General features: G+C 71.2%; 16 protein-coding genes. 4 read left to right on the forward strand and 12 right to left on the reverse strand.

Going from position 1 to position 17,508, the window contains the following annotated elements; genetic code table 11:
- Positions 1 to 12: 12 nt before the first annotated feature.
- The 4 genes from ACFY0K_RS21125 to ACFY0K_RS21140 form a co-directional block, all read right to left on the reverse strand.
- A complete protein-coding gene (locus ACFY0K_RS21125) occupies positions 13 to 1,296 on the reverse strand; it encodes an aspartate aminotransferase family protein (RefSeq protein ID WP_388598705.1) in 1,284 nt (427 codons plus the stop codon).
- Entirely contained in the window at positions 1,293 to 2,135 is an 843-nt protein-coding gene (locus tag ACFY0K_RS21130) for a nitrilase-related carbon-nitrogen hydrolase (protein ID WP_351959975.1), read from the reverse strand. The genes ACFY0K_RS21125 and ACFY0K_RS21130 overlap by 4 nt, the downstream gene beginning before the upstream one ends.
- 259 nt (positions 2,136 to 2,394) lie before the next feature.
- A complete protein-coding gene (locus ACFY0K_RS21135) occupies positions 2,395 to 3,717 on the reverse strand; it encodes a hypothetical protein (protein WP_390641109.1) in 1,323 nt (440 codons plus the stop codon).
- 160 nt (positions 3,718 to 3,877) lie between these two features.
- The gene (locus ACFY0K_RS21140) at positions 3,878 to 4,129 is read right to left on the reverse strand and encodes a helix-turn-helix domain-containing protein (protein WP_388598703.1); all 252 of its coding nucleotides are present in this window, start codon (positions 4,127 to 4,129) and stop codon (positions 3,878 to 3,880) included.
- Positions 4,130 to 4,186: 57 nt separating this feature from the next.
- Between ACFY0K_RS21140 and map the strand changes: the two genes are divergently transcribed.
- Together map and ACFY0K_RS21150 are read left to right on the forward strand one after the other, a co-directional pair.
- On the forward strand, positions 4,187 to 4,966 hold the full coding sequence (gene map / locus ACFY0K_RS21145; protein WP_351959977.1) for a type I methionyl aminopeptidase: 780 nt from the start codon (positions 4,187 to 4,189) through the stop codon (positions 4,964 to 4,966).
- 195 nt (positions 4,967 to 5,161) lie between these two features.
- Positions 5,162 to 7,711 carry an ATP-dependent Clp protease ATP-binding subunit gene (locus tag ACFY0K_RS21150; protein WP_390641110.1) on the forward strand — a complete coding sequence of 850 codons (2,550 nt, stop codon included), beginning with the start codon at positions 5,162 to 5,164 and terminating at the stop codon, positions 7,709 to 7,711.
- An 82-nt stretch (positions 7,712 to 7,793) separates the two neighbouring features.
- On the opposite strand, the gene ggt is transcribed toward ACFY0K_RS21150, so the two are convergent.
- A complete protein-coding gene (ggt, locus tag ACFY0K_RS21155; protein ID WP_351959979.1) occupies positions 7,794 to 9,587 on the reverse strand; it encodes a gamma-glutamyltransferase in 1,794 nt (597 codons plus the stop codon).
- A gap of 143 nt (positions 9,588 to 9,730) precedes the next feature.
- On the opposite strand from ggt, the gene ACFY0K_RS21160 reads away from it, so the two are divergent.
- Both ACFY0K_RS21160 and ACFY0K_RS21165 read left to right on the forward strand, forming a co-directional pair.
- Positions 9,731 to 10,483 (forward strand): hypothetical protein, encoded by a 753-nt coding sequence (locus ACFY0K_RS21160; protein ID WP_390641111.1) that lies wholly within the window; start codon positions 9,731 to 9,733, stop codon positions 10,481 to 10,483.
- A gap of 116 nt (positions 10,484 to 10,599) precedes the next feature.
- Positions 10,600 to 12,168, forward strand: a complete 1,569-nt coding sequence (locus ACFY0K_RS21165; protein WP_388598700.1) for a CocE/NonD family hydrolase — start codon at positions 10,600 to 10,602, stop codon at positions 12,166 to 12,168.
- 44 nt (positions 12,169 to 12,212) lie between these two features.
- Here the strand turns inward: ACFY0K_RS21165 and ACFY0K_RS21170 are convergent, their stop codons facing one another.
- From ACFY0K_RS21170 to ACFY0K_RS21200, 7 genes are all read right to left on the reverse strand, one after another.
- The gene (locus ACFY0K_RS21170) at positions 12,213 to 13,061 is read right to left on the reverse strand and encodes an amino acid ABC transporter permease (protein WP_390641112.1); all 849 of its coding nucleotides are present in this window, start codon (positions 13,059 to 13,061) and stop codon (positions 12,213 to 12,215) included.
- Positions 13,058 to 13,702: an amino acid ABC transporter permease gene (locus ACFY0K_RS21175; protein ID WP_351959983.1), complete on the reverse strand. Its 645-nt coding sequence runs from the start codon at positions 13,700 to 13,702 to the stop codon at positions 13,058 to 13,060. The genes ACFY0K_RS21170 and ACFY0K_RS21175 overlap by 4 nt, the downstream gene beginning before the upstream one ends.
- A gap of 11 nt (positions 13,703 to 13,713) precedes the next feature.
- The gene (locus ACFY0K_RS21180; protein ID WP_390641113.1) at positions 13,714 to 14,649 is read right to left on the reverse strand and encodes a glutamate ABC transporter substrate-binding protein; all 936 of its coding nucleotides are present in this window, start codon (positions 14,647 to 14,649) and stop codon (positions 13,714 to 13,716) included.
- A gap of 16 nt (positions 14,650 to 14,665) precedes the next feature.
- Complete coding sequence (locus ACFY0K_RS21185) at positions 14,666 to 15,409, reverse strand: amino acid ABC transporter ATP-binding protein (RefSeq protein WP_390641114.1); 744 nt, start codon at positions 15,407 to 15,409, stop codon at positions 14,666 to 14,668.
- Positions 15,410 to 15,555: 146 nt separating this feature from the next.
- Positions 15,556 to 15,963, reverse strand: a complete 408-nt coding sequence (locus ACFY0K_RS21190; protein ID WP_351959986.1) for a DUF6278 family protein — start codon at positions 15,961 to 15,963, stop codon at positions 15,556 to 15,558.
- A 16-nt stretch (positions 15,964 to 15,979) separates the two neighbouring features.
- On the reverse strand, positions 15,980 to 16,759 hold the full coding sequence (locus tag ACFY0K_RS21195) for an exodeoxyribonuclease III (RefSeq protein ID WP_390641115.1): 780 nt from the start codon (positions 16,757 to 16,759) through the stop codon (positions 15,980 to 15,982).
- Positions 16,760 to 16,858: 99 nt separating this feature from the next.
- On the reverse strand, positions 16,859 to 17,494 hold the full coding sequence (locus ACFY0K_RS21200; protein ID WP_388598696.1) for an MBL fold metallo-hydrolase: 636 nt from the start codon (positions 17,492 to 17,494) through the stop codon (positions 16,859 to 16,861).
- Positions 17,495 to 17,508 lie beyond the last annotated feature (14 nt).

Genomic DNA, 17,508 nt, shown 5'->3' on the forward strand with positions numbered 1-17,508 from the left:
ACGGCGGGTCGCCTAGTAGGCACTCCGCAACGCCTGTTCCAGGATCGCCGCGCCCTCCTCCGCCTCCGCCACCGTCAGGGACAGCGGCGGGGCGATGCGCAGCGCACTCGTGTTGTGGCCGCCGCCCTTGCCGATCAGGAGGCCGCCTTCGCGGGCCGCCTCCAGGACGGCCGAGGCGGACTTGGGGTCGGCCTCGTCCGTGCCGGGCTTGACCAGTTCGACGCCGATCATCAGGCCGCGGCCCCGGACCTCGCGTACGCCGGGCAACTGGGCGGCGACCGCGCGGAGGCGTTCGATGAGGAGGCCGCCGACGCGGCGGGCGTTGCCCTGGAGATCGTGCTCCAGGAGGTACGACAGGTTGGCGAGGCCCGCGGCCATGGTGATCTGGGTGCCGCCGAACGTCGAGATGCTGTTGGAGTCGAGGCAGTTCATGATCTCCGAGCGGGCCACCACGCCGCCGATGGAGCTGCCGTTGCCGATGCCCTTGGCGAAGGTGAGGATGTCCGGCGGGCCGCTCTGGCCGTGTGCCTGCCAGCCCCAGAAGTGTTCGCCGGTGCGGCCCCAGCCGGTCTGCACCTCGTCGGCGATCCAGAGGATGCCCTGCTCCTGGAGGACCTTGCGGAAGGCCGCGTAGAGCCCGTCGGGAGGGGAGGTGAAGCCGCCGACGCCCTGGATGGGCTCGGCGATCAGCGCGGCCGGCGGGCGGGTGTGGCCGAGGAGGTCGCGCAGGTCGTCGACGCAGGCCGCGATGAAGTCGCGGTCGTTCAGGTCGGCGAACGGGCCGCGGGTGCGGACGCCGCCGTGGACGTACAGCGTCTGCAGCGGGGAGAGGGAGGTCGGGGACCAGCCCTTGTTGCCGGTGATGCCGACCGCGCTGAAGGAGCGGCCGTGATAGCTGTTGCGCATCGCCAGGATGGTGTTGGTCCGGCGGTACGTGGTCGCGAGCAGCAGGGCCGTGTCGTTGGCCTCGGTGCCGGAGGTGGTGAAGAAGACCCGGGCGTCCGGGATGCCGCTCAGCTGGGCGATGCGCTCGGCGAGTTCGACCATCGGGCGGTTGAGGTAGAGGGTGGAGGAGTGGATGATCCGGCCGGCCTGCTCGCTCACCGCCTTCGTCACCTCGGGCAGCGCGTGGGCGGTCATCGTGGTGAGGATGCCGCCGAAGAAGTCGAGGTACCGGTTGCCGGCCGCGTCCCAGACGTGCCGGCCCTCGCCGTGGGTGATCTCCAGGGGCTCGTCGTAGTAGAGAGCCAGCCAGTCGGGCAGGACCTGGCGGTGGCGGGCGAAGAGGTCGTTCACGGCTGTACCAGCCCTTCGTAGGCGTCGGGACGGCGGTCGCGGTAGAAGGCCCACTGCTGCCGCACCTCGTCGATCAGGTCGAAGTCGAGGTCGCGCACGACGAGTTCCTCGCCCTTGTCGCTCGCCACCTCCCCCACGAACTGCCCACGTGGATCGACGAAATAGCTCGTCCCGTAGAAATCGTTGTCCCCGTACTCCTCCTGGCCCACGCGGTTGATGGCGGCGACGAAGTACTCGTTGGCGACGGCGGCGGCCGGCTGCTCCAGCTGCCAGAGGTAGGCCGACAGGCCGCGCGAGGTGGCCGACGGGTTGTAGACCAACTGGGCGCCGTTGAGTCCGAGTTGCCGCCAGCCCTCGGGGAAGTGGCGGTCGTAGCAGATGTACACGCCGACCTTGCCGACGGCGGTGTCGAAGACCGGCCAGCCGGCGTTCCCGGGCTTGAAGTAGTACTTCTCCCAGAAGCCCTTGACCTGCGGGATGTGGTGCTTGCGGTACTTGCCGAGGACGGTGCCGTCGGCGTCGATCACGGCGGCGGTGTTGTAGTAGAAGCCGGACTGCTCGACCTCGAAGACCGGGACGACGATCACCATGCCGGTCTCGCGCGCGAGTTCCTGCATACGGCGCGTGGTGGGTCCGTCCGGGACCGGCTCGGCCCAGCGGTAGTGCCCGGGTTCCTGGACCTGGCAGAAGTAGGGGGCGTTGAAGACTTCCTGAAATCCGATGATCTTCGCGCCGCGGCGGGCCGCCTCGCGGGCGTGTTCCTCGTGTTTCGCCACCATGGACTCGGTGTCGCCCGTCCAGGTGGCCTGGACCAGAGCGGCGCGTACGACGTTGGCCATGAGCTGCTCCTTCTACGCCCGTAGAGGGTCGAAAGTAGGCCTCCTCGGGGTCCTTGCCAAGACCATCGTCGTTAAGCCGCCGAGTCGATCGCGTTTCTTACCTGGCTGGCGGATGCGGGGACCGTCCCGGAAGCGTCGTTCCAGCTTGGCGCCGTTCCCGACTGCGGGGGGCGTGGGGGCTGGTCGCGCAGTTCCTCCCCCAGCCTTCGGCCGGGGGTACCCCCAGCGCCCCTATGGGGCGCGCCTCGGTTACGCCCTCTCAAGAAGCGAGGCCTGCCACCCGCAGGGCGTGCAGCAGGTCCCAGTGGCGCTGGTCGGAGATCTGCTGGGCCGAGCGGAGCAGCAGGGGCACCAGGCGCTGGGGATCCGGTTCCGCGCTGTGGGCCGCCTCCTCCGGGGGACGGACCTGGACGTACGTGTCCAGGAGGGCCCGGGCCTCGCGGTGGCGGCCCTCCGTGTCCAGGGCGAGGACGGCCTCGCCGATCTCCGGGGCGGGGCGGGCGACGCCCTGGCGCAGGATCTGCCGGCCGTCGTCGGTCCGGCCGGCGGCGGTCAGGGCGTCGGCCGCCGCGACGAGCCGGGCGGGCGGCAGCGAGGCCGCCTCCCACAGCAGCGTGGCCCAGTCGGCGCCGAGCCCGGTCCGCTGGAGGGCGTCCGCGAGCAGCGGGAACCGGGCCGCGGGCCAGAGCGCGACCTCGGCGAGGAGCGCGTGCGCCTCCCCGGTGCGGCCCTCCGCCCGGAGCCGTTCGAGCATCTCGACAGCCGCGGCCACGGCCCGCCCCGACTCCTCGTCGGACTCCGCCGGCACCGGCTCCGGCGGCGCCGGTGCCTCGACGGCCCCGGCGAAGCGGGCGCCGCGCGGGGTACGGCGGCCGGTGGCGGCCTCGGGCACGGACGCGTCCGGCGTCCGTGGTGCGACCTGCGGTGCGACGCCGGTGGCGGCCTCGTCCTCGGCCAGGCCGGCGAACCGGGCACTGCCCCGCCGGCGCTTGCGCTGCTTGGCGGGGGCGGGCGCCGGGGCGGGCTCGGGAGTCACGGTGAGGGTCTCGGCCGGCGGTCGCCCGGCGGGCTCGGCCCGGTGTTCCAGCCTTCCCATCCGGGCCCGGAGCTCGGCGCACCGGGCGGAGGCCCGCTCGTGGTCGTCGCGGGCCCAGGCGAGGTCGATGTGCAGGGCCTCGGCCTGCTCGCGGGAGTGCGCGGAGTCGAGGGCGCGACCGAGCTGGGCCAGCCGCTCCGCGGCGTACCGCTGTTCGCGGAGGGTGACGTCGAGGCGGTCACTCAGGTCCTGGCGGGCGCCCGGCCGGTTGTCGTACGCGGCGAGCGCGTCCGCGTGCAGCCGGCGGGCCTGCTCGGCCTCACGCGCGGCGGCCTCGGTGCCGTGGACGGTCGCCAGGTCCTGGAGCAGGGCCTCCACGACGTCCCAGGGCGGCATCTCGCGCCCGCCGAGGCAGGCCTGCATACCGTCGGGATCGCGCTGCCAGAAGACGGCGCACCAGCCGCCGCCCTGGTCGAGGCGCGCCAGCAGGCCGTTCAGGTAGCTCGCGAACTCCCGTACTCGGCCCGGGAGTTGATCCACAGTCATCGCTCGACTCCCACCAGACCGGAACACTCCGGTTCCGTAGGCAACACCAGTTGTGTTACGGGGTTGCTACGGGGAGTTTTCAGCGGGGGCGCGGAGCCCTCATTGCCCGATCTTGACCGATGCGCGGCACGCGTCGACGCGTGTCACGCACCGCCCCATGTCACACGACGACCAGGGCGCAGCGCTCCACCAGCTCGTCCATCGAGAGGCCGAGCGCGCGGGCCAGCGCGGCCACGGTGAAGAAGGCGGGGGTCGGCGCCCGCCCGGTCTCGATCTTGCGGAGCGTCTCGGCCGAGATGCCCGCCTCGGCCGCCACCTCCGTCATGCTCCGCCCGCCGCGCGCCTCGCGCAGCAACCGCCCGAGCCGCTCGCCGCGTTCGCGCTCTTCCGGAGTGAGAGGGGTGCGCACCATGCCGTCATTCTAAGCCGTGATTCCAATCCGGTCGAGAAAGCCGGTATATTAATTGGCATGGTGGAACTGAAGACAGACACATCGATCGACGCCATGTACGCGTCGGGCCAGGTCGTCGGGCGTGCTCTGACGGCCGTACGCGAGGCGGCCGGCATCGGCGTCTCCCTGCTCGAACTGGACGAGGTGGCGCGGGAGGTGCTGCGCGCGGCCGGCGCCTCCTCCCCCTTCCTCGGCTACCGGCCCTCGTTCGCGCCCACCCCCTTCCCCGCCGTCATCTGCGCGTCCGTGAACGACGCGATCGTGCACGGCATCCCGACCGGCTACCGGCTGCGCGACGGAGACCTGGTCTCCATCGACTGCGGCGCGGTGCTGGACGGCTGGGCGGGCGACTCGGCGATCAGTTTCACGGTCGGCAGGCCCCGCCCGGCGGACGTACGGCTCGTCGAGACGGCCGAACGGGCGCTCGCGGCGGGCATCGCGGCGGCGGTCGTCGGCAACCGCATCGGCGACATCGCGCACGCGGTCGGCCGGGTGTGCCGGGACGCCGGCTACGGCATCCCGCAGGACTTCGGCGGACACGGCATCGGCCGCCGTATGCACGAGGACCCCGGGGTGCCGAACGAGGGCCGTCCCGGCCGCGGGCTCCCGCTCCGGCACGGCATGGTCCTCGCGATCGAGCCCATGCTGATCGGCGGCGGCCGGGACGGCTACCACGCGGCCGAGGACGGCTGGACGCTGCGGACGAACGACGGTTCCCGGGCGGCGCACGCGGAGCACACGGTGGCGATCACGGAGGCGGGGCCGCGCGTTCTCACGGCCAGGAACCCGGAGAACTGACAGGGGCCCGGCAGGTGCGGCGGCACGGGGCAGGCACGGCCCGGCCCGTCGCCCGAACTGCTGGACGTGCCCCCCTCCGGCGGGCGTGCGAAGGTGGTGTGACCGGGCCCCTGCAGGGGCACCCGCGTGGACCGGCACGTCGACCAGCGAGCGCGTCCCACCAGGCGCCGGGACGCCGGAACGGAACGAACGCTCATGACCAGCGGTTACCCCGGACCGGACAACTTCGGACAGGACCCTTTCGGAGAGTTCCTCGCACGCTTCTTCGGCGGCGGCGGAGCCCGCCAGGGCCCCCGGCAGATCGACATCGGCAGGCTGCTGAGCCAGCCGGCCAGGGAGCTGGTCAAGGGCGCCGCCCAGTACGCCGCCGAGCACGGCAGCCGGGACCTCGACACCGAGCACCTGCTGCGCGCGGCGCTCGCGGCGGAGCCCACCCGTTCCCTGCTGAGCAGGTCCGGCGCCGACCCCGACTCGCTGGCGACGGAGATCGACGGCCGCGCGGGCCCGGTCCAGCACCCGCCCGGCGAGGCACCCCCGCCGACCTCGCTCTCCCTCACCCCGGCCGTCAAGCGGGCCCTGCTGGACGCCCATGACCTGGCCCGGGCCGGCGGGGCCGGGTACATCGGCCCCGAGCACGTGCTGGGCGCGCTGGCCGCCAACCCGGACTCGGCCGCCGGGCACATCCTGAACGCCGCCCGGTACGCCGCCGCCGGCCTGCCGCCGGACGCCGCCGAGACCGACCGCTCGCACGCCGGCCCGGACACCCGGCGCCGGGCGAGCGGCACGCCCACCCTCGACAAGTACGGCCGCGATCTCACCGAGCTGGCCGGGGAGGGCCGGATCGACCCGGTCATCGGCCGCGACGACGAGATCGAGCAGACCATCGAGGTGCTCTCCCGTCGCGGCAAGAACAACCCGGTACTGATCGGTGACGCCGGGGTCGGCAAGACGGCGATCGTGGAGGGCCTGGCCCAGCGGATCGCCGACGCAGACGTGCCGGACGGGCTCGCCTGCCGCCGGGTGATCGCCCTCGACCTGCCGGCCGTGGTCGCCGGCACCCGGTTCCGGGGCGACTTCGAGGAGCGGCTCAACAACATCGTGGGCGAGATCCGCTCGCACTCCGACCAGCTGATCGTCTTCATCGACGAGCTGCACACCGTGGTCGGCGCCGGGGGTGGCGGTGAGGGCGGCGCGATGGACGCGGCCAACATCCTCAAGCCCGCGCTGGCCCGGGGCGAGCTGCACATCGTGGGCGCGACCACGCTCGAGGAGTTCCGCAAGATCGAGAAGGACGCCGCGCTGGCCCGCCGCTTCCAGCCGATCCTGGTGCCCGAGCCGACGGTCCCGGACACCATCGAGATCCTGCGCGGCCTGCGCGACCGCTACGAGGCGCACCACCAGGTCCGCTACACCGACGAGGCCCTGGTCGCCGCCGTCGAGCTCTCCGACCGCTACCTGACCGACCGCAGGCTGCCGGACAAGGCGATCGACCTGATCGACCAGGCAGGCGCCCGGGTCCGCCTCGGCGCCCGCACCAAGGGCACCGACGTCCGCGCCATGGAGCGGGAGATCGAGCAGCTCACCCGGGACAAGGACCAGGCGGTCGCCGACGAGCAGTACGAGCGTGCCACCCAGGTCCGGGACCGCATCGGCGAGCTGAAGACCCGCATCGCCGAACTCTCCGGTGAGGACGAGGCGGACGAGGGGCTGAACCTGGAGGTGACGGCCGAGGCGATCGCCGAGGTGGTGTCACGCCAGACCGGCATCCCGGTCAGCAGCCTCACCCAGGAGGAGAAGGAACGGCTGCTCGGCCTGGAGTCCCACCTGCACCAGCGGGTCATCGGCCAGGACGAGGCGGTCGCCGCCGTCTCCGAGGCGGTCATGCGCTCCCGCGCCGGACTTGCGAGCCCGAACCGCCCGATCGGCAGCTTCCTCTTCCTCGGCCCGACCGGCGTCGGCAAGACCGAACTGGCCCGCGCGCTCGCCGAGGTGCTGTTCGGCAGCGAGGACCGGATGGTCCGCCTGGACATGAGCGAGTACCAGGAGCGCCACACCGTCTCCCGCCTGGTGGGCGCCCCGCCCGGCTACGTCGGCCACGAGGAGGCGGGCCAGCTCACCGAGGTCGTCCGCCGCCACCCGTACTCCCTGCTCCTCCTGGACGAGGTGGAGAAGGCGCACCCGGACGTCTTCAACATCCTGCTCCAGGTCCTGGACGACGGCCGCCTGACCGACTCGCAGGGCCGCACGGTGGACTTCACCAACACGGTCATCGTGATGACGAGCAACCTGGGCTCCGACGTGATCACGCGGCGCGGTGCCGGCATCGGCTTCGGCCCCGGCGGCGAGGAGGCGACGGAGGAGGCCCGCCGCGAGCGGGTCCTGCGCCCGCTCCGGGACCACTTCCGCCCGGAGTTCCTCAACCGCATCGACGAGATCGTCGCCTTCCGCCAGCTCACGAGCGACCAGCTGCGCCAGATCACCGAACTCCTGCTGGAGCACACCCGCCGCATGCTGCACGCCCAGGGCATCACCGCCCACTTCACGGACGCGGCGGTCAACTGGCTCGCGGAACACGGCTACCAGCCGGAGTACGGCGCCCGCCCCCTGCGCCGCACCATCCAACGGGAAGTCGACAACCAGCTGTCGCGTCTGCTCCTGGACGGCACGATCGCGGAGGGCAGTCAGGTGACGGTGGACGTCACGGACGGCCACCTGGAGTTCCGCCCGGAGAAGGCGCCCCTTTAGGGGCGCTGGGGGTACCCCCGGCCGAAGGCTGGGGGAGGAACTGCGCGACCACCCCCAGCCCCCACGCACCCGGACCCGGCGTCTAGGACGAAGGATCCACCACCTGGGCCGATCCCCCACCCCGCCGCACGGTCTCAGCCGCCGCCAGCCACTTCCCACCGGGCAGTCGCTGCACACCAGTCGCCGCACCGATCTCCGGATTCAAACTGAACGAGTGCCCGATCGCCTCCAACTTCCCCCTCAACACCGGGTCGTTGTACAGCGCCGGCTCCAACTCGGTCTTCGCCGCGTTCCGCTGCGACGCGCGAGGCGCGGCGATCGCGTCCACCAACGGCAGACGCCGGTCGAGGAACTCGGTCAGCACCTGCAGCACCGTCGTGATGATGGTCGCCCCACCGGGCGACCCCACGGCCACCACGGGACGGTTCGCCTTGTCCAGCACGATGGTCGGCGAGATGGAGGACCGCGGCCGCTTACCGGGCCCCGGCAGGTTCGGGTCGTGCACGGCGGGGTTCGCCGGCGTGAACGAGAAGTCGGTCAGCTCGTTGTTGAGCAGGAACCCGCGCCCCGGCACGGTGATCGCGCTGCCACCGGTCTGCTCGATGGTCAGTGTGTAGGAGACGACGTTCCCCCACTTGTCGGCGACCGTGAGGTGCGTCGTGTTCTCGCCCTCGTACGTGGTCGGCGCCGCCGTGCCGGTCGACCCGGGGTTGTTCGGGTCGCCCGGTGCGACCGGGCTGGTCAGCACCGCGTCGTCGCTGATCAGCTTCGCCCGCTCGTCCGCGTACCGCTGGGACAGCAGCCCCTTCGTCGGCACGTCCTCGAACGCGGGGTCGCCGACCCAGCGCCCGCGGTCGGCGAAGGAGATCCGGCTCGACTCGATGAAGTGGTGCAGGTACTGCACCTCGCTGGCCTTGGCGAGGTCGGTGTTCTCCAGGATGTTGAGGGCCTCCCCGACCGTGGTCCCGCCGGACGACGACGGCGCGATCGAGTACACCTTCAGCCCGCGGTACCCGGTCTCGGTCGGCGCCTGCAGCTTGGCCCGGTAGGCGGCCAGATCCCTGGTGGACAGCTTGCCCGCCCGCGCCTTCCACCCCGAACCCGGATCCACGGGCGGGTTGTCGACCGTCGACACGATGTCCTTTGCGAGGTCGCCGTTGTAAACGGCACCGATCCCCTTCTTCCCCAGCTCCTCGTAGGTCCGGGCCAGTTCGGGGTTCTTGAAGGTGGAGCCCACCACCGGCAGCTTCCCGCCCGGCAGGAACAGCTTGGCCGTGTCCGGGAAGTACCGGAACCGGGTCTCGTTCGCGGCGGTCTGCGACTGGAAGGTGCCGTCGACGACGAACCCGTTGCGGGCGATCCGCTCGGCCGGTTTCAGCACTGAGCCGAGCCGCTCGGTCCCCCACTGGCTGAGCGCCGTCTGCCAGGTGGCCGGCGTCCCCGGGGTGCCGACGCTCAGCCCGCTGCTGACGGCGTCGGCGAAGGCGAGCGGCTTGCCGTTCTCCACGAACAGGTTCGAGTCGGCGGTCAGCGGCGCGGTCTCACGGCCGTCGATCGTATGCACCGTACGGGACTTGGCGTCGTAGTAGACGAAGTAGCCGCCGCCTCCGATGCCGGAGGAGTAGGGCTCGGTGACGCCGAGCGCGGCGGCGGTGGCAACGGCCGCGTCGACCGCGTTGCCACCCTTGCGGAGCACCTCGATACCGGCGGCGGTGGCGTCCGCGTCGACGCTGGATACCGCACCGCCGTAGCCGACGGCCACCGGGGTTTTCGCGGTGGTGGCGGCGCCGGGGGCGGGAGGCGCCGCCGCCCCCACCGACACCACGGCGGCCGAGACCGCCAGGACCGTCAGTTTCCGCGCGACAGGGCGACGCATCCGCACCTCCAGTTCCGGAACGTCCGCGCAGCGTACCGACGAGGCCGGGGCCCCGACAGCCACATTCAGGGCACTGTCATATGACCGCCACACTTCGAACACGGGTACGTTCCGGCCACCTGTGACCGCTAGCATGCGCGCCCATGAATGACGACCTGCGCAACATTATCCTCGGCGTCGTGGCGGCCGGCATCAGCGCGGCGCTCGGCTGGCTGGCCCGTACCTCGCTGTGGCGCCGGAGCCTGCGCCGCAAGCAGGCCTTTTTCGGGCTGCCGGAGAACTCGGAGTCGCTGCTGGTCGTCAACCGCGATCCGGCCACCTCCGAACCCGCGGTCCACCGTTTCGACGTGTTCGCGCTCCTGGAGCTGGCCGCGCTCATCAAGGACTGCGGCGCGAACCTGCAGATGGTGACCCAGGACAACGTCCAGCAGGGCTTCGGCGAGCGGACCGAGTTCTGTGTCGGCGGTCCCGGGTCGAACCGCCGCATGCTCGCCCACATGTCCGCGATGCTGCCCGGCGTCCGCGTCAACATTGACCCGGAACCGGGCCCGGACCGCGGCGCCTTCCAGATCGGTGCCGAGCGCTACCGCCTCGATTCGGGCATCACGGAGTACGTGCTGCTGGCCCGCCTCACCGCCGGCCAACGCCCGGACGCCCGCCCGGTGTTCCTCTTCTGCGGGCAGCGCGCGATCACCAACCAGGCGGCCACCCGCTACCTCGCCCGCAACCACCAGCGGCTCGCCCGCAAGCACGGCAACAGCTCCTTCGTGCTGCTCCTCAAGGTCGTCAACTCGCAGGCGTACGGCCCCGACGTGGTCGAACTCGTCGAGGACGTCACCCGTGCCGCCCAGGCCCCGCTGCCGCCCGACGCCACCGAGACGCCCCGCGCCTCCTGACCGCCCGCCCGGCTCAACAGTCTTTACTGGTACGTAACTTACCGACGGGTTACTTGCAGTAGGGAGTCGCGGTTACCGTCGGGTCACTTTGCTCTGACACAGACGGGGAGTGACCTATGGGAACCCATCGCAACGCCCTGCGCACGACCGCCGTGGGGGCGGTCTCCGCGACCCTGATCGCCGGCGGTGTCCTCGGGTTCACGCCCGCCGCCCAGGCCGCCGGGAACGGCGTCCGGTTCGTCGACATCACCGGGGACGGCGGCACGACGCTCAAGGCGAACGTCGTCACGCCCGCGGGCGCCGACGGCTCGCACCGCTACCCGCTGCTCGTCATGCCCACGAGCTGGGGCTTCCCCCAGGTCCAGTACCTGGCCCAGGCGCAGAAGCTCGCCGACTCCGGCTACGTCGTGGTGGCCTACAACGTCCGGGGGTTCTGGCAGTCCGGCGGCGGGATAGAAGTGGCGGGGCCGCCCGACGTGGCCGACGCGTCGAAGGTGATCGACTGGGCGCTCGCCAACACCCCGTCCGACGCGGGGCACATCGGCATGGCGGGCGTGTCGTACGGCGCCGGCATCAGCCTGCTGGCGGCCGCGCACGACAACCGGATCAAGGCGGTCGCCTCGCTGAGCGGCTGGGCCGACCTGATCGACTCGATCTACTCGGGCCGCACCGAGCACTCCGAGGCGACCGCCCTCCTCGACGGCGTCGGCCAGGTCACCGGCCGCCCGAGCGCGGAGACCAGCCAGGTCTTCAAGGACTTCTTCGCCTCCGACCTGTCCAACGAACAGGAACTGATCGACTGGGGCAAGAAACGTTCCGCCACGACCTATGTCGACCAGATCAACAAGAACGGCGCGGCGATCATGCTCGCCAACGCCTGGGGCGACACGGTCTTCCCGCCCAACCAGATCGCCGACTTCTACGGCCGGCTGACCGGCCCCAAGCGGCTCGAACTGCGCCCCGGCGACCACGCGACCGCAGAGCTGACCGGACTGTTCGGGCTGCCCAACGACGTGTGGACGGACACCGGGCGCTGGTTCGACCACTACCTCAAGGGCGCGGACAACGGGATCGACCGCGAGCAGCCGGTTGAGCTCAAGTCCCGTTCCACCGGCGGCTACGAGGGCTATCCGGACTGGAAGTCGGTCGGCGCCACCGGGCGGAAGATCGACCTCGCGGGCACGGCCACCGTGCACGCGAACGTCGACTCGGGCGCGGACGGCGGGATCGTCTTCCTGTCCAGCATCCTCGACCAGGTCGCCCAGCTGCCGCCGGTCGCCTCGATCCCGCTGCTCCCCCGCCGGTGGGCCGCCGTCTGGCAGTCCGGGCAATACACCGGCACCCAACAGGTGCGCGGCACGGCCCGGTTGCACACCACCCTCACCCCGACCGCGGAGAGCGGCACCCTGATCGCCTACCTCTACGACGTGGGGCCGCTCGGCCTCGGCAAGCTGGTCACCAACGCGCCGTACACCTGGCACGGCCGGACGCCCGGCAAGGCGTTCGACGTGGACCTGGACCTGTTCTCCACGGCCTACGACGTGCCCGCCGGGCACCGGCTCGCGCTGGTGATCGACACGGTGGACCCGCTCTACATCGAGCACAACCCGTCCGGCGCGCAGCTGACCTTCTCCTCGCCGGTGGACGACCCGTCGTACGTGTCCGTCCCGCTGCGCGAGCAGTGATCTCCGGCTGCCGCCGGCCGGGCCTGGCCCTTTGGCTGCTGCCCCTACGGCAGCAGCGTCCCTGGTTCGGCCGGGGCCACCTCGGCGGCCCCGGTCCTGGGACTGTGCCGCTCCCGCCTGGCCACCCAGCCGGCGAACCACGAGAGCAACATGCACATCCCGATGTAGATCGGCGAGATCACCATCACCACGGGGATGAAGGGCAAATCGTAGTCGAGGTTGGATGCGATCAGTTTCCCGGCATGGAGGAACTCCTCGTAGGTGATGAGATAGCCCAGCGAGGTGTCCTTCAGGGCCACCACGAGCTGGCTGATGACAGCGGGCAGCATGACCCGGACGGCCTGGGGCGCCAGGACGTACGACATGACCTGCGTCTTGCGCATGCCGAGCGCGAACGCGGCCTCCCGCTGGCCGCGTTCGACGCTGTTCACCCCGGAGCGGAACACCTCGGCGAGCACCGAGCCGTTGTAGAGGGTGAGTCCGGTGACCAGAGCGGGCAGGGGCCGGACCTGCAGCGCCACGAAGACGAAGAAGATCATGACCAGGACGGGCATGGCCCGGAAGAACTCCACGACGACGGTCGCGAGCAGGCGCACCGGCCGGTGCTCGGAGAGCCGTCCGGTGGCCAGCAGTCCACCCAGCGCCAGGGAGAGGACGGCGGCCGTCGCGAAGGCCTTGAGCGTGTTGCCGAGACCACGCAGGAGGAGCTCCTGGATCCCCTCGTAGGCGAAGGGCATCCACTTGGTGGACGTGAACTGGCCGGCGGCGGAGAGGAGGTGGAGGATCCCGGCGAGCAGGGCCACGATGACGACGGCCGCGAGGACGCCGTAGGCCGTGTGCCGCCTTCTGGTGACGGGTCCCGGGATGTCGTAGAGCGCGGTGGCCTCGGTCATCGGGCGACTCCCCAGGTGCGCTCCATCAGGTGGAACAGGGCGCTGATGGCGAGGGTGAGGATGAGGTAGCCGACGGCGATCCACACGAAGGTCCAGACGATGTTGTAGCCGAGTTCGCTCAGCGTCCGGTAGGTGCCGAGGAGTTCCGTGACGCTGAAGGCGCCCGCGATCGCGGAGTTCTTGGCGAGCGCGATGAGGGTGGAGCCGACCGGCGGGATCACCGACCGGAACGCCTGGGGCAGGATCACCAGCCGGAGCGTCTGACCGAAGGTCATGCCCAGGCTGCGGGCCGCCTCGCCCTGCCCCCGTGGCACCGTGTTGATGCCGGAGCGCAGCGCCTCGCAGATGAACGCGGAGGTGTAGCAGCCGAGGGCGAGGACCGCGAACACCTTGAAGGGCAGCACCAGTCCGAAGCGGGGCAGGCCGAGCAGCACCGCGAAGAACAGGAGCGTGAGCGGGGTGTTGCGGAGCACGGTGACCCAGGCCGTGCCGAAGGCCCGCAGGGAGCCGACGGGCGCGACCCGGAAGGACGCCATGACGAAGCCGAGGAGCAGGGCCAGCGCCGAGGAGTAGACGGTCAGTTCGAGCGTGCCGAGGAAACCCTCGGCGTACGTACGGAAGTTGTCGGTCAGTACGTTCATGCCGTCCTCGCTCAGCTCGCCGGATAGCGGTCGATCGGGGGCGGCGTGGGGGCGGGTACGCCGGACAGGCCGAGCGTCGCCTCGTACGCCTTCTTCCAGTCGCCGTTCTTCTCACGTGCCTCCAATGCGTCGTCCATCGCGAAGCGCAGGGCGGTGTCGCCGCGGGGGACGCCGATGCCGTACGGCTCCTTCGAGAAGGGCCTGCCGACCACCTTGAGTTCGCCGGGGGCCTTCGCCGCGTAGCCGATGAGGATGGCGTCGTCGGTGGTGACGGCGTCGACCTGGTAGGTGAGCAGGTTGTCGACACAGACGGAGTAGGTGTCGTAGGCGACCAGGACCGCTTTCGGGTACTCGGCCCTGATCCGCTGGTACGGCGTCGACCCGGCCGCCGAGCAGACGCGCTTGCCGGCGAGGTCCTGGGGGCCGTGGATGTCGTTCTCGTCGTGGCGGACGAGGAGGGACTGACCCGCCATGTAGTACGGGCCGGCGAAGCCGACCAGCCGCTTGCGGTTGTCGTTGATGGTGTAGGTGCCGACGTAGTAGTCGATCTGGCCGTTCTGCAGGGCGGTCTCGCGGTTGGCGGAGGCGATGGTCCGGAACCGGACGGTCTTCGGGGCGAGGCCGAGGGAGGCGGAGATCATCCTGGCGATCTCGATGTCGAAGCCCGAGTAGACGCCGGTGGCCGGGTCCCGCTCGCCGAGGTAGGGCTGGTCCTCCTTGGCGCCGACGACGAAGTGGCCGCGCTTCCTCGCCCGGGTCCAGGTCGGGGAGGCCGGCAGCCGGAAGCCCCGCGCGACGCGGTAGTCGGGGAGCGTGCCGGCCGCGGGGCCCTTCCGCGGCGGGCTGCCCTCCTTGCCGCAGCCGGCGACGCCGAACGCGGCACCGGCGCCGCCGATCAGTGCGGTGAACAGGGCCAGGGCCGCGGGCACACGGGTGGTACGGACCATGGGTGGTGCTCCCCGCTCAGTGCTTGAGGATCTTGGACAGGAAGTCCCTGGCGCGTTCGCTGCGCGGGGCGGTGAAGAACTCCTCCGGGGTGCGGTCCTCGACGATGCGGCCGTCGGCCATGAAGACGACCCGGTGTGCGGCGGAGCGGGCGAAGCCCATCTCGTGGGTGACGACGACCATGGTCATGCCGTCCCGGGCGAGCTGCCGTATGACCTCCAGCACCTCGTTGATCATCTCGGGGTCGAGGGCGGAGGTCGGTTCGTCGAAGAGGAGGGCCTTGGGTTCCATGGCGAGGGCGCGGGCGATGGCGACGCGCTGCTGCTGGCCGCCGGAGAGCTGTGCGGGGTACTTCCCGGCGTGCGCCGACAGGCCGACGCGGTCGAGGAGTTCGCGCGAGCGCCGGTCCGCCTGTTCCTTCGGGCGCCCGCGGACCTTGACCTGGGCGAGGGAGACGTTCTGCAGGACCGTCTTGTGGGCGAACAGGTTGAAGGACTGGAAGACCATGCCGACCTCGGCGCGGAGCTTCGCGAGGGCCTTGCCCTCCTGGGGCAGCGGCCGGCCGTCGAGCGTGATGGTCCCGGACTCGATGGTCTCCAGGCGGTTGATCGTCCGGCACAGCGTCGACTTCCCCGACCCCGAGGGGCCGATGACGACGACCACTTCTCCCTTGCCGACGGTGAGATCGACGTCCTGGAGGACATGGAGCTCGCCGTAGTACTTGTTGACGTCCCGCAGTTCGATCAGAGGATCGACGGCCATCCGCAGCCCTACCCGCTCTCAGCTGTGTCGTGGTTGCCGCAAACTATCCAGCCGGGAGTGGACTTAAGGCACGACACGCACTTTTCGGGCATTAGCCGTATTTATGCCATCTTTATTGCCGCCCTTGTCGAAGGGGTCACCGCGGTTCAGGCCTCGGCGACCTCCGCGTAGAGCTGGGAGAGTTCGGGGACCCCGCTCGCCGCCCAGTCGTGACCGGCCTCGACGACCTCGAACTCCCGCCCGGACGACAGCCGTACGACGGGCTCGCCGTCCGCCCGGATCTCCCACTCCGCGCCGGTCACGGTCCGGGTCAGGACGGTGCCCAGGTACAGGCCGGCGTCGGTGCCGAGCCAGGTCAGGGTCTCCTCGTCGTCCCGCCAGCGCGGGAGCAACTGGTCGAGGGCCTCCAGCGAGGCCGGGGTGTCGTCGAGCGTGACACCCTCCTCGGCCGCCTGGGCGCGCAGCAGCTCGCACTCGGCGAGCAGATCGGGGTCGGCGTGGTGAGGGACGTCACCGGGCTTGCCGTGCCTGTTACCCAGGAAGGGGATGTTCATGGTCCCAGGTTGACACTCACACCTCGAGGTCCACCACCACCGGAGCGTGATCGGAAGCGCCCTTTCCCTTGCGCTCCTCTCGGTCGACATAGGCGTCCTTCACGGCTTTGCCGAATGCTTCGTTGCCGTACACCAGGTCGATGCGCATGCCGCGGTTCTTGGGGAAGGCGAGCTGGCGGTAGTCCCAGTAGGTGTAGGGGTGGTCGTACTTCAGCGGGCGCGGGACGACGTCGCTCAGGCCGGTCTCGCGCAGGGCGGTGAGGGCGGCGCGCTCGGCCGGGGTGACGTGGGTGAGTCCCTCGAAGGCGGCCACGTCGAAGACGTCGTCGTCCGTCGGCGCCACGTTGTAGTCGCCGAGCACCGCGAAGGGGCGGCTGCCGCCCGCGTCCCCGGCGACGGCGGCCTTCAGCGCCTCGAACCACTGGAGTTTGTAGGCGTAGTGCGGGTGGTCGACCTCGCGCCCGTTGGGCACGTACACCGACCAGACCCGGACCGGCCCGCAGGTCGCCGAGATCGCGCGGGGCTCGGGCGCGCCGTCGTAGCCCGGGTCGCCGGGCAGGCCCTTGACGACGTCCTCCAGGCCGACCTTCGACAGCACCGCCACGCCGTTCCACCGGCCGGTCGCGTGGACCGCCGCCTCGTAGCCCAGCTCGCGCAGCTGCTCGAACGGGAACTGTGCCTCGGCGACCTTGGCCTCCTGGAGGCAGAGCACGTCGGTGCCGCTGCTCTCCAGCCAGGCCAGGAGCCTCGGCAGGCGGGCGGTGATCGAGTTCACGTTCCAGGTCGCGATGCGCATGCTCCACAACCTACCGGGCGCCTCTGACAACGGGCCCTCGGACGTCCGGCCCCGCACCTTTGGCCTCGCGTCTGCTCCCGCCTCGCGTCTCCTGCGGCCTCAGACGTCCGCCGAGGCCCCCGGCGCCAGCCGCTGGTGGTCCGCGCCGCCGAGGGCGCCGATCTGGCGGTCGTAGATCGGCCGGGCGAGGTCGGTGAGCAGGGCGTCGTGGATGTCGTAGGCGCGCTGCGGCTTCACCTCGCGGACGTAGTCGATGACCTCGGAGATCTTGTTCCAGGGCGCCATCACGGGGAGCATCAGCGTCTCGACGGGGTTGCCGGGGACGGTGAGGGCGTCACCGGGGTGGAAGACCCTGCCGCCGTCGATCAGGTAGCCGACGTTGGTGATGCGCGGGATGTCCGGGTGGATCACCGCGTGCAGCTCGCCGTGCACCTGGACGTCGAAGCCGGCGGCGGTGAAGGTGTCGCCGTGGCCGACGGTGTGCACCCGGCCCGGGAAGGCCGCCGCGAGCTGGTCGGCGACGGACTTCAGGGTCCAGATCTCGGCGCCGGGGTTCGCGTCCAGGGCGGCCCGCAGCCGGCCCTCGTCGAAGTGGTCGGCGTGTTCGTGGGTGATCAGGATCGCCTCGGCGCCGACGGCCGCGTCCTGCTCGCTGAACCCGCCGGGGTCGAGGACGAGCGTGCGCCCGTCCTTCTCGAGGCGCACGCACGCGTGGGACTTCTTGGTGAGCTTCATGGTCACCATCCTGC

Source organism: Streptomyces sp. NPDC001507 (genome assembly GCF_042894765.1).
GTDB lineage: Bacteria > Actinomycetota > Actinomycetes > Streptomycetales > Streptomycetaceae > Streptomyces.

Coding starts and splice junctions, on each gene's coding strand:
- ACFY0K_RS21130 (WP_351959975.1), bottom strand. CDS start 2,135: ATGGCCAACGTCGTACGCGCCGCTCTGGTCCAGGCCACCTGGACGGGC.
- ACFY0K_RS21135 (WP_390641109.1), bottom strand. CDS start 3,717: ATGACTGTGGATCAACTCCCGGGCCGAGTACGGGAGTTCGCGAGCTAC.
- ACFY0K_RS21140 (WP_388598703.1), bottom strand. CDS start 4,129: ATGGTGCGCACCCCTCTCACTCCGGAAGAGCGCGAACGCGGCGAGCGG.
- map (WP_351959977.1), top strand. CDS start 4,187: ATGGTGGAACTGAAGACAGACACATCGATCGACGCCATGTACGCGTCG.
- ACFY0K_RS21150 (WP_390641110.1), top strand. CDS start 5,162: ATGACCAGCGGTTACCCCGGACCGGACAACTTCGGACAGGACCCTTTC.
- ggt (WP_351959979.1), bottom strand. CDS start 9,587: ATGCGTCGCCCTGTCGCGCGGAAACTGACGGTCCTGGCGGTCTCGGCC.
- ACFY0K_RS21160 (WP_390641111.1), top strand. CDS start 9,731: ATGAATGACGACCTGCGCAACATTATCCTCGGCGTCGTGGCGGCCGGC.
- ACFY0K_RS21165 (WP_388598700.1), top strand. CDS start 10,600: ATGGGAACCCATCGCAACGCCCTGCGCACGACCGCCGTGGGGGCGGTC.
- ACFY0K_RS21170 (WP_390641112.1), bottom strand. CDS start 13,061: ATGACCGAGGCCACCGCGCTCTACGACATCCCGGGACCCGTCACCAGA.
- ACFY0K_RS21175 (WP_351959983.1), bottom strand. CDS start 13,702: ATGAACGTACTGACCGACAACTTCCGTACGTACGCCGAGGGTTTCCTC.
- ACFY0K_RS21180 (WP_390641113.1), bottom strand. CDS start 14,649: ATGGTCCGTACCACCCGTGTGCCCGCGGCCCTGGCCCTGTTCACCGCA.
- ACFY0K_RS21185 (WP_390641114.1), bottom strand. CDS start 15,409: ATGGCCGTCGATCCTCTGATCGAACTGCGGGACGTCAACAAGTACTAC.
- ACFY0K_RS21190 (WP_351959986.1), bottom strand. CDS start 15,963: ATGAACATCCCCTTCCTGGGTAACAGGCACGGCAAGCCCGGTGACGTC.
- ACFY0K_RS21195 (WP_390641115.1), bottom strand. CDS start 16,759: ATGCGCATCGCGACCTGGAACGTGAACTCGATCACCGCCCGCCTGCCG.
- ACFY0K_RS21200 (WP_388598696.1), bottom strand. CDS start 17,494: ATGAAGCTCACCAAGAAGTCCCACGCGTGCGTGCGCCTCGAGAAGGAC.